This window comes from Streptomyces sp. NPDC048370, from assembly GCF_043200825.1.
Taxonomy (GTDB): Bacteria; Actinomycetota; Actinomycetes; order Streptomycetales; family Streptomycetaceae; genus Streptomyces.
In genome coordinates, this window is the sequence record NZ_JBICYI010000011.1 from 50,996 (window position 1) to 64,149 (window position 13,154).

Annotated in this window: 12 protein-coding genes; 2 read left to right on the forward strand and 10 right to left on the reverse strand. The window is 73.4% G+C overall.

The window, feature by feature from the left end:
- Positions 1-167: 167 nt before the first annotated feature.
- The 7 genes from pheT to infC form a co-directional block, all read right to left on the reverse strand.
- Positions 168-2,681, reverse strand: coding sequence for a phenylalanine--tRNA ligase subunit beta (gene pheT, locus ACGFYP_RS23200; RefSeq protein ID WP_393496666.1), 2,514 nt, complete (start codon positions 2,679-2,681; stop codon positions 168-170).
- Positions 2,681-3,808: a phenylalanine--tRNA ligase subunit alpha gene (gene pheS / locus ACGFYP_RS23205; RefSeq protein ID WP_361963539.1), complete on the reverse strand. Its 1,128-nt coding sequence runs from the start codon at positions 3,806-3,808 to the stop codon at positions 2,681-2,683. The genes pheT and pheS overlap by 1 nt, the downstream gene beginning before the upstream one ends.
- Positions 3,809-3,943: 135 nt before the next feature.
- Positions 3,944-5,092: an ATP-binding protein gene (locus ACGFYP_RS23210; RefSeq protein ID WP_393496670.1), complete on the reverse strand. Its 1,149-nt coding sequence runs from the start codon at positions 5,090-5,092 to the stop codon at positions 3,944-3,946.
- A gap of 82 nt (positions 5,093-5,174) precedes the next feature.
- Positions 5,175-6,014 (reverse strand): RNA methyltransferase, encoded by an 840-nt coding sequence (locus ACGFYP_RS23215; RefSeq protein ID WP_361963543.1) that lies wholly within the window; start codon positions 6,012-6,014, stop codon positions 5,175-5,177.
- A 136-nt stretch (positions 6,015-6,150) separates the two neighbouring features.
- Complete coding sequence (rplT, locus tag ACGFYP_RS23220) at positions 6,151-6,537, reverse strand: 50S ribosomal protein L20 (RefSeq protein ID WP_361963545.1); 387 nt, start codon at positions 6,535-6,537, stop codon at positions 6,151-6,153.
- Between the two features lie 107 nt (positions 6,538-6,644).
- Positions 6,645-6,839: a 50S ribosomal protein L35 gene (gene rpmI, locus ACGFYP_RS23225; RefSeq protein WP_019884943.1), complete on the reverse strand. Its 195-nt coding sequence runs from the start codon at positions 6,837-6,839 to the stop codon at positions 6,645-6,647.
- A 122-nt stretch (positions 6,840-6,961) separates the two neighbouring features.
- Complete coding sequence (infC, locus tag ACGFYP_RS23230; protein ID WP_393496677.1) at positions 6,962-7,663, reverse strand: translation initiation factor IF-3; 702 nt, start codon at positions 7,661-7,663, stop codon at positions 6,962-6,964.
- Positions 7,664-7,997: 334 nt separating this feature from the next.
- On the opposite strand from infC, the gene ACGFYP_RS23235 reads away from it, so the two are divergent.
- Entirely contained in the window at positions 7,998-8,357 is a 360-nt protein-coding gene (locus ACGFYP_RS23235) for a DUF1844 domain-containing protein (RefSeq protein ID WP_361963549.1), read from the forward strand.
- 105 nt (positions 8,358-8,462) lie between these two features.
- Here the strand turns inward: ACGFYP_RS23235 and ACGFYP_RS23240 are convergent, their stop codons facing one another.
- From ACGFYP_RS23240 to ACGFYP_RS23250, 3 genes are read right to left on the reverse strand one after another with little or no spacing between them, the layout of a single operon-like run.
- A complete protein-coding gene (locus ACGFYP_RS23240) occupies positions 8,463-9,197 on the reverse strand; it encodes an SseB family protein (RefSeq protein ID WP_393496682.1) in 735 nt (244 codons plus the stop codon).
- 30 nt (positions 9,198-9,227) lie between these two features.
- Complete coding sequence (gene mycP / locus ACGFYP_RS23245) at positions 9,228-10,424, reverse strand: type VII secretion-associated serine protease mycosin (protein ID WP_393496685.1); 1,197 nt, start codon at positions 10,422-10,424, stop codon at positions 9,228-9,230.
- The gene (locus tag ACGFYP_RS23250; protein WP_393496688.1) at positions 10,421-11,815 is read right to left on the reverse strand and encodes a hypothetical protein; all 1,395 of its coding nucleotides are present in this window, start codon (positions 11,813-11,815) and stop codon (positions 10,421-10,423) included. The genes mycP and ACGFYP_RS23250 overlap by 4 nt, the downstream gene beginning before the upstream one ends.
- A gap of 127 nt (positions 11,816-11,942) precedes the next feature.
- Here ACGFYP_RS23250 and ACGFYP_RS23255 point away from each other — a divergent pair, with 127 nt between their 5' ends.
- Positions 11,943-13,145, forward strand: a complete 1,203-nt coding sequence (locus ACGFYP_RS23255; RefSeq protein WP_361963557.1) for an amino acid deaminase/aldolase — start codon at positions 11,943-11,945, stop codon at positions 13,143-13,145.
- Positions 13,146-13,154 lie beyond the last annotated feature (9 nt).

Genomic DNA, 13,154 nt, shown 5'->3' on the forward strand with positions numbered 1-13,154 from the left:
CGCCTGGGAGGACGTCCTGGACAGCGACAACTGGCCCTTCTGACGGCCACCCCCACGGGGGGGGGGGGGGGGGGGCAACCCCCCCCCGGCCCCGCCCCCCCCCCCCCGCCGGGGGCCCCCCCCCCCCCCCCCCCCCCCCCCCCCCCCCCCTCCGTGAGCGGGACGCGTCAGGCGCCGCGGAGCACGGCTCCCGTGCGCTCGGACGCGAGGGCGACGGCCGCGTCGCGCGCGGCGCTGGCCTCGTCGACCGTGAGCGTACGGTCCGTGGCGCGGAACCTCAGCGCGTACGCCAGGGACTTCTTGCCCGCACCGACCTGGTCGCCGGTGTACACGTCGAACAGCCGGATGGCCTCGAGGAGTTCACCGGCGCCGTCGCGCAGCGCCGTCTCGACCGTCTCGGCCGGGACCGACGCGTCGACGACCAGGGCGACGTCCTGCGTGGCGACCGGGAAGGAGGAGATGCTCGGGGCCTTCAGGGGGCCCTCGTTGGCCTGCTCCACCAGGTCCAGGTCCAGCTCCATCGCACAGGTGCGGTCGGGCAGGCCGAGCGCCTTGACGACGCGCGGGTGCAGCTCGCCGCCGTGGCCGACGAGGACCTTCTCGCCGCCCGCGACCACGTGGAACGCGGCGCAGCGGCCCGGGTGCCAGGGGGCGTGCTGGTCGGAGCTGATGATCAGCTCGACACCGGCCTCGGCGGCCACCGTACGCGCCGCCTGGATGGCGTCGGCCCAGTCGGCCGGGCGGCCCTTGCCCCACCAGCCGGCCTGCTCGCGCGCCCCGGCGAGGACGACGGCCACGCGGCGCGGCTGCGCGGGCAGCGCGGCGTTGACCGTGGCGATCTCCTCGTCGGTGGGACGGCGGTCGACGGGCAGCCGGACGGCGACGCCCGGACGGTCGCCCGGCCGGAAGACCAGACCGGTCTCGAAGAGCGCCAGGTCGTGGCTGCCGCGCGCGTTGTTGCGGCGCAGCGCGCCGAGCAGGCCCGGCAGCAGCGTCGTACGGAGCGCGGGCTCCTCGTCGGAGAGCGGGTTGACCAGCGTGACCACGCGACGACGGGCGTCGTCCGCGTCCAGGCCGAGCTGGTCGAGGACCTGCGCACCGATGAACGGGTAGTTCGGCGCCTCGACGTAACCGGCGCCGGCCAGCGCGCGGCCGACCCGGCGGTGGGTGCGCTGGCTCTCGGTGAGGCCACGCCCGGCGGGCGGCTTGGGCAGCGTCGAGGGCAGGTTCTCGTACCCCTCCAGCCGGATGACCTCTTCGGCGAGGTCGTTCGGCTCGGCGAGGTCGGGACGCCACGACGGGACGGTGACGATCAGCTCGTCCTGGCCGTAGACGTCGCAGCCGACCTCCTGGAGGCGGCGGACGACGGTCTCGCGACCGTAGGCGACGCCGGCGACGCGGTCCGGGTGGTCCGCCGGCATGGTGACCGTACGGGGTGCGGACGGCGCGAGGATCTCGGTGACGCCGGCCTCGGCCGTGCCGCCCGCGAGCAGCACGAGCAGGTCGACGGTGCGCTGCGCGGCGGCAGCCGCGGCCTGCGGGTCGACGCCGCGCTCGAAGCGCTTGGACGCCTCGGAGGCCAGCTTGTGCCGACGAGCGGTACGGGCGATCGAGATCGGGTCGAAGTGCGCGGACTCGATGACGACCTCGGTGGTGGCGCCCGCGAGGTCCGCGTGATCGGCGATCTCCGTGTTGGCGCCGCCCATGACGCCCGCGATGCCGATCGGCCCGCGGTCGTCGGTGATGACGAGGTCGGCGGCGTCCAGGACGCGCACGGTGCCGTCGAGCGTGGTGATCTTCTCGCCCTGCTCGGCGCGGCGGACCCCGATGGGGCCCACGAGCCGGGTGCGGTCGTAGGCGTGCAGCGGCTGACCGAGCTCCAGCATCACGTAGTTGGTGATGTCCACGGCGAGCGAGATCGGGCGCATGCCGGCCTTCTGCAGTCGGCGCTGCATCCAGATCGGCGTGCGCGCCTCCGGCTCCAGGCCGACGACGGTGCGCGCGGTGAAGCGGTCGCAGCCGATCGGGTCGGTGACCTGGACCGGGTAGCCGTACGAGTTCGGCGCGGGCACGTCGAGCAACGCCGGGTCGCGCAGCGGCAGGCCGTACGCGATGGCGGTCTCGCGGGCGACGCCGCGCATCGAGAGGCAGTAGCCGCGGTCGGGCGTGACGGCGATGTCGAGGACCTCGTCGTGCAGCTCCAGGAGCGCGGCGGCGTCGATGCCGATCTCGAGCTCGGGCGGCAGCACGATGATGCCGTGCGAGCCGTCGTCGCCCATGCCGAGCTCGTCGCCGGAGCAGATCATGCCGCGGGAGACCCGGCCGTACGTCTTGCGCTCGGCGATCCGGAAGTCACCGGGGAGCACGGCGCCGGGCAGGGCCACGACGACCTTGTCGCCCTCGGCGAAGTTCCGGGCGCCGCAGATGATCTCCTGGGGCTCGCCGGTGCCGTTGGCCTGGCCGACGTCGACGGTGCAGAAGCGGATGGGCTTCTTGAACTCCGTCAGCTCCTCGATGGTGAGGACCTTGCCGACGACCAGCGGGCCGGTCAGGCCGGCGCCGAGCCGCTCGACGGTCTCGACCTCGAGCCCTGCCGAAATGAGCTTGGCCTGGACGTCACGTCCGGTCTCCGTCGCCGGCAGGTCGACGTACTCCCGCAGCCAAGAAAGCGGGACCCGCATCAGATCTCCATCCCGAACGGCCGGGTGAACCTGACGTCACCCTCGACCATGTCTCGCATGTCATCGACGTTGTGGCGGAACATCAGCATCCGCTCGATGCCGAACCCGAAGGCGAATCCGCTGTACTTCTCCGGGTCGACACCGCAGGCGACGAGCACCTTGGGGTTGACCATGCCGCAGCCGCCCAGCTCGATCCAGCCCTCGCTGCCGCAGGTGCGGCAGGGCCGGTCGGGGTTGCCGACGGACTCGCCGCGGCAGACGTAGCAGAGCATGTCCATCTCGGCGGACGGCTCGGTGAAGGGGAAGAAGTTCGGGCGCAGCCGGGTCTTCATGTCGGCCCCGAAGAGCGCCTGGACCATGTGGTCGAGGGTGCCCTTGAGGTCGGCCATGGTCAGGCCCTCGTCGACGGCGAGCAGCTCGATCTGGTGGAAGACCGGGGTGTGCGTGGCGTCGAGCTCGTCGGTGCGGTAGACGCGGCCGGGGCAGACGACGTAGACCGGAGGCTTCCGCTCGATGAGCGTGCGGGCCTGCACCGGGGAGGTGTGCGTCCGCAGCACGACACCGGACTCGTCGCCGGTCGTCCCCTCGGGGCCCTGGACGAAGAAGGTGTCCTGCATCTGGCGCGCCGGGTGGTCCGGCACAAAGTTCAGGGCGTCGAAGTTGAACCACTCCGCCTCGACCTCGGGGCCCTCGGCGACCTCGTACCCCATGGATACGAAGACGTCGGCGACCCGCTCCATGAGCGTGGTCAGCGGGTGGCGGGCGCCGGCCGGAACGCGGTCGTACGGCAGGGTGACGTCGACCGCCTCCTCGACCAGGACGCGGGCGTCGCGCTCGTCCTCCAGCTCGGCCTGGCGGGCGGCGAGGGCCTTGGAGACCGCGCCGCGGGCCTGGCCCACGAGCTTGCCGGCCGCGGCCTTGGCCTGCGGCGGCAGCGCGCCGATCTCGCGGTTGGCCAGCGCGAGCGGCGAGGTGCCGCCCGTGTGCGCGACCTTCGCGTGCGCGAGCGCGTCGAGGTCACCCGCGGCGGCGAAGGCGGCGAGCGCCTCGTCCCGCATGCGCTCGATCTCTGCCGGTTTCAAGGCCTCGACCTCGACCGGGTCGTACGACTTATTGGGTGCGGACATCTCTTCCCGTGCTTCCGTTTGGCTGGCTGGGCGGCCCCGCTCGACGACAAGGGCGCAAACGTGCCAAAGGTCGAGTCTAACGGGGCGCGGGGACGCGAATGAGCCCGTGGGCGGCCCGGGCGGCTGGTGATCTCGTCAGGCGAGATAGGCCGGGGCGCCGACGGGCAGGATAAATCGGAACTCGGCGCCGCCGCGGGGACCGCGTCCGACGGTGATCGTTCCGCCGTGGGCCTCGACGATGCCCTTGACGATGTAGAGGCCGAGTCCGGTGCCACCACGCTTGCTCCCCCGCCAGAAGCGGGTGAAGACACGGCCCATCGACTCCTCGGGGATGCCGGGGCCTTCGTCGCTCACGGTGACCGCCGTTCCCTTCTCTCCGTCGGGGGTGTCGCAGGTGGGTGCCACCTCGATGGTGACGGTTCCCTCGCCGTGGCGCACCGCATTTTCGAGGAGGTTGCCGAGGACCTGGTCGACCTTGTCGGGGTCGGCCCACAGGTCGGGCAGCTGGGGCCGTACGCGGACGAAGAAGCGGTCGGGGGACTGGCCGCCGGTGGTGTGGGCCTGGATGTGGCGGCCGACGGCGGCGGCGATGTCGACGGGCTGGCGACGCACCTCGAGACGGCCGGAGTCGATCCGGGAGATGTCGAGGAGCTCGGCGATGAGCCGGGTGACGCGGTTGGCGTCGGCGTCGACGGTCTCCAGCATCAGCCGCTTCTGGTCGTCGGTGAACCGCTCCCACTTGGCGAGCAGCGTCGCGGTGAAGCCCTTGACGGAGGTCAGCGGGGAGCGGAGTTCGTGGGCGACGGTGGCGATGAGCTCGGCGTGGCTGCGTTCGGTACGACGCCGGGCCTCGGTGCCGCGCAGCGAGACGACGACGCGGCGGACCGGCCCTTTGGGGTGCTCGCGGACGTACCGGGCGGAGACGAGGACCTCGCGGCCGCCGGGCAGGAGCAGATTGCGCTCCGGCTGGCCGCGCCGGGTGGCGAGGCCGCCGTAGGGGTCGGTGAGGGTCCACCAGCGGCGGCCCTTGAGGTCCTCCAGGGGCAGCGCCTGGTCGAGCGGGAGGCCGAGGGCCTTCCCCGGGGCCACGGAGGTGATGCGGGCGGCGGCGGCGTTGAAACAGACGACGTGTCCGGTGGCGTCGGCGACGACGAGACCGTCGGGCAGCTCGTCGGGGTCGATGCCGAGGATGCCGGGCGCCGCGGTGGAGGACCCGTCCGGGTCCTCCGGGGCATCCGGCGCGCCGCTCCGTGCCTGTGCGGGACTGTCCGTGCCGACCGTCATCCCCGTTCCCCACCCCTCCGTGTAGCGCAGTGGGCCCCCGAGTTCGTCACCCTACTAGGTGCGGGTGACGCTTAGGAGCCCCTCAGCCGGAGGTTCGGGGGCGCTGCGCACGCGCGGAGGCGTAGAGGCACACGGCGGCGGCCGTCGCGAGGTTGAGGCTCTCGGCCTTGCCGTGGATCGGTACGCGGACCACGGCGTCGGCCAGGGCCCGGGTCTCCTCGGGCAGCCCCCAGGCCTCGTTGCCGAAGACCCAGGCGGTGGGGCCGCCCATGGTGCCGGCGTCCAGCTCGTCGTCGAGGTCGTCCTGCCCTGCGCCGTCGGCGGCGAGGATCCGTACGCCCGCGCTCTTCAGACCGGCGACGGCCTGCTCGACCGGTACGCCGACGACGACCGGGAGGTGGAAGAGGGAGCCGACGGAGGCGCGGACGGACTTGGGGTTGTAGAGGTCGACGGAGGCGTCGGTGAGGATGACGGCGTCGGCGCCGGCCGCGTCGGCGCAGCGCAGCACGGTGCCCGCGTTCCCGGGGTCCCGTACGTGGGCGAGGACGGCGACCAGCTTGGGCTTGGCCGCGAGGACCTCCTCGAACGGCGAGTCGAGGAAGCGGCAGACCCCGACGAGGCCCTGCGGGGTGACGGTCTGGGAGACCTCGGCGAGGACGGCGGCGTCGGCGTAGTGGACCCGGGCGCCGGCCGCGCGGGCGGCGTCGACGATCCCGTCGTACCGCTCGGCGGCCTCGACGGTGGTGAAGAGCTCGACGAGGGTGGGCTCACCGGAGCCGCTGCGGTGCTCGACGGCCTCACGGACGGCCTGCGGGCCCTCGGCGATGAAGAGGCGGTCCTTGCCCCGGAAGTTGCGCTTGGCGAGCCGCCTGGCGGCGACGACGCGCGGCGAACGCGGGGAGATCAGCTCGGGGGTACCCATGGGGTCGGTGGCTCTTTTCGGGGTCCGGGCGGGTCGGGGGTCCGGGGCGTGCTCGGGGCTTGTGCGCCCCGAACACGACCGGACCCGCAGGCCCGAAGGCCTGCGGGTCCGGTGCAGAAGATCTGCGGCCTGGAGATCAGGCAGCGGCCTTCGGGGCGTTGACGTCGGCCGGGAGGGCCTTCTGCGCGACCTCGACGAGCGCGGCGAACGCGTTCGAGTCGTTGACGGCCAGCTCGGCGAGGATCTTGCGGTCCACCTCGACGTTGGCGGCCTTCAGACCCTGGATGAGGCGGTTGTACGTCATGCCGTTGGCGCGGGCAGCGGCGTTGATGCGCTGGATCCACAGCTGACGGAAGTCGCCCTTGCGCTTCTTGCGGTCGTTGTAGTTGTAGACCAGGGAGTGGGTGACCTGCTCCTTGGCCTTGCGGTACAGACGCGAACGCTGACCGCGGTAGCCGGAGGCCGCCTCGAGGATCGCCCGGCGCTTCTTGTGGGCGTTGACTGCCCGCTTGACGCGTGCCACTTCTTAACTCCTTGTAGCGGGGCCGTGGGGGTACTCACACGACCCGGAAAACGGATGGGTCCCGGTCTTGGCCGGATGCCCTCGTCGCCGAGGGCGGGAGATCAAGATCAGATGCCCAGCATCTTCTTGATCTTGGCCGCGTCGCCCGGGGCCATCTCGGCGTTGCCGGTGAGGCGACGCGTCAGCTTGGACGACTTGTGCTCGAGCAGGTGGCGCTTGCCGGCGCGCTCGCGCAGCACCTTGCCGGAGCCGGTGATCTTGAAGCGCTTCTTGGCACCGGAGTGCGTCTTGTTCTTCGGCATCGCGCCGTTATCTCCTCGTCAGTGGCGCTCCCCCGGTGCGGACACCGGACATCCAGGAGCGTCAGTTCTCGTGTGGTGGTTCCGGGCGAGGCCCGGGGCTGCCTGGATGGCAGCCCCTCGGGTCACGCCTCGGGGTTCTCGGCCTCGGCGGGAGCCTCGGCCGAAGCCTCCTCGGCCGGAGCCTCGGCGGTCTCGTCGGACGAGACGCCCTGACGCTCCGCCTTGCGCGCGGCCTGAGCCTCACGCGCCTCGGCCATGGCCTCGGTCTTCTTCTTGTGCGGGCCGAGAACCATGATCATGTTCCGGCCGTCCTGCTTCGGGTTGGACTCGATGAAGCCAAGCTCCTCGACGTCCGAAGCCAGCCGCTGCAGCAGCCGGAAGCCAAGCTCGGGGCGGGACTGCTCACGACCACGGAACATGATCGTGATCTTGACCTTGTCACCCTGCTTGAGGAACCGGACGACGTGACCCTTCTTGGTGTCGTAGTCGTGCGGGTCGATCTTCGGCCGGAGCTTCATCTCCTTGATGACCGTGTGCGCCTGGTTCTTGCGCGCCTCACGGGCCTTCATGGCCGACTCGTACTTGAACTTCCCGTAGTCCATGAGCTTGCACACGGGCGGACGGGCGGTCGCCGCGACCTCGACCAGGTCGAGGTCGTACTCCTGTGCGAGCTCCAGGGCCTTGGCAAGCGGAACAATCCCGACCTGCTCGCCGCTGGGACCGACAAGTCGCACCTCGGGAACGCGAATCCGGTCGTTGATGCGGGGCTCGGCGCTGATGGATCCTCCTCGGTAGCACCACGTGACCGCCTGGCGGACGGACACGTATGTCTGTAACAGTGAGACCAACCGCGCCGGAACATGAAAAACGCCCCGGACGGGACACAGGCGGGGCTCCACGGAAATACCGGAGCACCGCCGCGGTCAACCGCGGGGCGCACATCGGGCGGTTCCATCGTCCGTACGGAACGATGGGCACCACCTGACCGGTGACCCGCCGCCCGCGAGGGCGGCCAGGTGGGAGATCGGAGCCTCCACTTGTGGGCCGGGCACATAGGTGTCCGGCCGGTCGTTACACCAGGTTAGCAGGGACCGTCCCGGTTCGCGAACGGGGACGGCGGCGCCGGGAGTGCGCCCGGGTCCGCATATCGTGTGGGGCATGAGCGAGACGCCCCAGAACGAGTCCCCCGACTTCGACGACATGACCCGTGACATCGCGGAGGTCCCCGCGGTGGAGGTCATCGTGACCGTCGCGGTGAACCTGATGAGCGCCGCCGCGGTGAAGCTCGGTCTCACCGAGGACGGTGAGAAGCACAAGGACCTCGACGAGGCCCGCAAGCTGGTCCACGCCCTGGCCGGGCTCCTGGACGCCGGCGCGACGGAGATCAGCTCCTTCCACGCGGCGCCGCTGCGGGACGGCCTGAAGTCCCTGCAGCTGGCCTTCCGCGAGGCGTCGATCATCCCGGACGAGCCGGGCCAGGGCCCGGGCGAGAAGTACACGGGGCCGGTGTACGGATAAGCCCACGGTCGGGGGTACGGGGGTCGCCCCCCGGGAGATCACAGCCACGGGGCCGGTGTACGGATAAGCCCACGGTCGGGGGTACGGGGGCCCCGACCCCGTCAGTCAGTTCCGTACGTAGAAGGGCTCGCCAGGAGGCGTGGCCGAGGCCGGCAGGAGTGCCAGGTCGAGGCCGCGTACCAGGCGGGCCCTCAGTGTTTCGTCGGCGGCCAGACCACGGGCCACCCGCTGGGCGGCCTCCGCGGGGGCCGCGTCGTCGGCGAGGACGAGCGCGAGGGTGCCGTCGGCGGTGCCGGGGCCGAGGTGGGCGCGGAGGACCGCGGGCTCGGCGGCGACCGCGTTCCGTACCGCCTCCCGTACCGCCGGGTCGTCCAGCGGGTCCAGGCTGGTGCGGCCCTCCGCGAGGGCGAGCAGCGCCGGTCCGGTCAGCTGGTACGGGACGGGGCCCGCGAGGTCGAGGACGACGGTGTCCGCCTTCTCGTGCGCGGCGGCCTGCAGGGCCTGGTGCAGAGGGACGGCCACCGGGCGGGCCTCGGGGTCCCAGAGCGCGAGCGAGGCGATCGAGGTGAACGCGGGGAGCGCGCGGCGGTCGCCCGCGGTGAGCGTGGGCACCGCCATGTCGCTGGTCTTCTCGCGGCGCAGCCCCGTCCCGGGGTCCTCCTCGACCTCGCCGAGGACGGCGACGACGGGGACGAGGAGTCGCGCGTCCTTCAGCGCCGCCAGGACGGGGCCGTGGGCGGTTCTGTCCGTCGCCCAGGCCGCGAGGGCCTCGGCGAGCCGCGGGTCGGCGGTTCCGTCGTCGTCGGAGAAACCGGGGTCAGGGATGTTCTTGAGCGCCACGCACCGAGCCTAACCGCCGTGGCGGGGCGGTCAGCGCGGAGGGCGGGGCCCGGTGGTGCGGCCGCCGCGCCAGAGGACGACCGCCGCGACGAGCAGGACGGCGCCGAGGCCGCCGGCGGCCGGGGCGAGCAGGCCGATCGGCTTGCTCTCGTCGTCGGCGACGGGCTGCGGTCCCGGACCGAAGAAGCGGCCCGCGTACCCGGCGGCCGCGTTCTTGGGGTCGGCGGCCTTGAGCCGGAGGCCCGCCTTGATCGCGGCGGCCGGGTCGACCGTGCCGTAGCCCTTCTCGTCGCTGCGGCCGTTCTTGGGACGGTTGCGGGCGGTGTCGATGAGGAGCTGCTTGACCTGGGCGGGGGTCAGGCCGGGGTGGGCGGAGCGGACGAGGGCGACGGCGCCGGAGACGAAGGCGGCGGCGGCGCTGGTGCCCCAGCCCGAGTAGTAGCGGCGGTCCGGGTCGGCGATGACGATGTCGAGGCCGGGGGCGCTGACGGTGGAGTACCAGCGGCTGGTGGAGAAGGCGGCGGGGGTGCCCCACCGGTCCACGGCGGTGACAGCGACGACGCCGGGGTAGGCGGCGGGGTACGAGATGTGGTCGCCCTTCTCGCCGCCGTTGCCGGCAGAGGCGACGACGGAGACGCCCTTGGCCAGGGCGTACTGGACGGCGGCGTCCTCGCCCGCGTCCGGGTGGGCGGACTTGGAGTCGTCGCCGAGGGAGAGGTTGATGACGTCGGCGCCGTGGTCGACGGCCCAGCGGATGCCCTCGGCGAGGGCGGTGCCACGGGTCTTGCGGGCCTTGTCGCGGGCCTTGTCGGCGCCTTCGAGGATGACGCGGACGGGCAGGATCTCGGCCTTGGGCGCGATGCCGAGGACGCCGTCCTGACGGCCGCTGCCGTGGCCGTGACCGGCGATGATGCCGGCCATGGCCGTGCCGTGCCGGGCCCACGCGCGCTCGCCGGGCGTGGCGCCGAAGCCGACGAGGTCCTTGCCGGGGAGGACGGAGCCGGCGAGGTCGGGGTGGTCGGCGTCGACACCGGTGTCGAGGACGGCGACGGTGATGCCCTCGCCCTTGGTGGTGCGCCAGGCCTCGGTCGTGTGGAGGGCTTCGAGGCCCCACTGGCGGGCGCGGATGGTGTCGGCGTACGCCGGGGTGGTGGTGGCCGGGAGGACGGCGAAGGCGGCGGCGAGGAGGCCCGCGAGGGTGCGGGGGCCGCGGAGGGTCCGGTTCACGTGTCGGCGTCCTTCGCTGCCGTGGCGACCGTGGCGCGCAGGGTGCGTTCGATCTGGTCGGCGACGCCCTTGGCCTCGTGGCCGAGGCCGGACTGCGCGGTGGGGCTGGTCTGTCCGTCGGCCATGGCCTTGGCGGCGGGTTCGGGGGTGGCGACGGGGCGGCCGTCGGCGAAGCCGGAGACGGCGGTGACGAGGACGGGCAGGTCCGCGAGGGCGCGGGTCGACCAACTGGCGCGCTGCGCGGGGCCGAAGCGGGCGGCCACGGTGCCGGGGCCGGCGAGCGCGGGGGGCACGTCGGCGGCGAGGCGGGCGGCGGACCCGGTGGCGAGGGTACGGCTGGTCGTGGGGTCGGCCTGGGTGAAGACGAGGCCGACGGTGATGACGCTGGAGGAGGTCGCGTCGGTGTAGGTGGCGCGCAGGACGCGGTCGCAGCCGACGGGCCCGAGGGTGGTGAGCACGCTCTTGGGCAGGACGGCCGCCGTGCAGGGGGTGTCGGGGGCGACGACGATCCGCGTCCAGGTGCGGTCGGCGGCGCCGGGGCCCTTGCGGGGACCGGCGAGGGTACGGGGGAAGAGCGTGTCGACGGGGACGCTGTGCCACAGGGTGCCCGCCTCGGTGTAGCCCTCCGGCTCGGGGATCGCTCCGGCGTCGGTCGCGGCGAGGACGGCTCCGGCGAGGGCGCCGCCGAGGAGGCCGACGCCGAGGACGAGGCAGGCCCCGGCCGCGACGACCCGGCCGACGCGGCGCTCACGGATGGGCCGGAGGCGGGTGGTGGTCTCGACGGGCGTCTCGGGCGGCGCGGTGAAGGCGCGGTAGGCGCCGTACGTCCCGTACGTCTGCGCACTCCGGGGCACGGCGTCGGTACCGGGTGCGGCATCACGGATCGGCCGCAGCCGCGTGGTCGTCTCGACGCGGTGCACGTCGTCCCCGGCGGTTCCGGGGCGGGGCACGGCGACGCCCGGACGCGGCGGGGTGCCGGGTGCGGGACGTGGGCCGGCGACCGGGCCGGTGGCACGGTCGGACGCGGCACCCGTGCGCGGCGCGGAAGTCGGCCGCGGCGGGATCGCGGCCACGGGCGCGGTGCTCGGAGCGGTCGACGGGCGCGGTGGGAGGCCGGGCGGTGGGGCCGGGACGGTGGGCGCGGGACGCGCGGAGGGGACGTTGGTGGGGGGTACGGAGGGGACGGTCGTGGGGCGTGCGGAGGGGACGGTCGTGGGGCGCTCGGCCGTCGGCGGGGGTGCCGTGGGCCTCGGGGGGACGAGCGGGCCCCGAGGGGCGGGGCCGGGAGCGCTCTCCTCGCCCGGTGCGTCGGCGTCGCGGCCGGTCGGCTCGGAGGGCGGCAGCAGGGCGTCCGGGATGCGGGAGCCGGGACGGTGCGCGTCAGTGGTCAATGCCCGCCCCCCTGGTCGTTCCTACGTCGTGCCTGCCCTCGCAATGCCCGCCACTCTACGGGCTGTTCCCCTCACCACGGGAACTCAGGGGCTACCCACCCGTAAACCCGTCTGGCAAGCTCGGGCCATGACTCCCCGCGCCGCCGACCGGGCCCGGTACGACCGGGCCACCGCCCATCTCGACGCGCCCGTCGCCATCGTCGACCTGGAGGCCTTCGACGCCAACGCCGACGATCTCGTACGGCGGGCCGGGGGCAAGCCGATCCGGGTGGCGAGCAAGTCGGTGCGGTGCCGGGCGCTCCTGGAGCGGGTCCTGGCGCGCGAGGGGTTCGCGGGGATCATGTCGTTCACGCTCGACGAGAGCCTCTGGCTGGCCCGGGCCGGGTTCGAGGACGTGCTGCTCGCGTATCCGTCCGCCGACCGCACGTCGTTCGGCGAGCTGGCGAACGACGCGAAGCTCGCCGCGGCCGTGACCGTGATGGTCGACGACCCGGCGCAGCTGGAGTTGATCGACGCGGCCCGCGCGGGCGGCGGCGAGGAGATCCGGGTCTGCCTGGAGCTGGACACCTCCCTCCGGCTGCTCGGCGGCAAGGTGCGGATAGGCGCGCTGCGCTCGCCGCTGCGCGAGCCCGCCCAGCTCGCCGAGCTGGCCCGCTCGATCGCCCGCCGCCCCGGTTTCCGGCTCGTCGGGATCATGGCGTACGAGGGGCACGTGGCCGGGGTCGGGGACGCGGTGGCAGGGCGGCCGCTGCGGTCCCGGGCGATCCGGTTGATGCAGTCGGCCGCCCGCCGGGAGCTGGCGGCCCGGCGCGCGGCCGTGGTCCGTGCCGTACGGGCGGTGGCGCCGGACCTGGAGTTCGTCAACGGCGGTGGCACGGGCAGCGTGCAGCAGACGGCGGCCGAGGAGGCGGTGACCGAGATCGCGGCCGGTTCGGGGCTCTACGTCCCGCGCCTCTTCGACAACTACACGTCCTTCACCGGCCGTCCCGCGGCCCTCTTCGCCCAGCCGGTCGTGCGCCGCCCGGGCGTCGGTGTGGTGACCGTGCTCGGTGGCGGCTACCCGGCCTCGGGCGCGGCGGGGGCGGACCGGCTGCCGGTCCCGTACCTGCCGGAGGGGCTGCGCTACGACCCGAAGGAGGGTCCTGGCGAGGTGCAGACCCCGCTGCTCGGCTCGGCGGCGGACGATCTCCTCATCGGGGACAAGGTGTGGTTCCGGCACGCGAAGGCAGGGGAGCTGTGCGAGCGGTTCGACAGCCTGCGGCTGATCGAGGGCGACCGGATCACGGCGACCGTACCGACGTACCGGGGCGAGGGCCGCACGTTCCTGTAGGACCGGGCT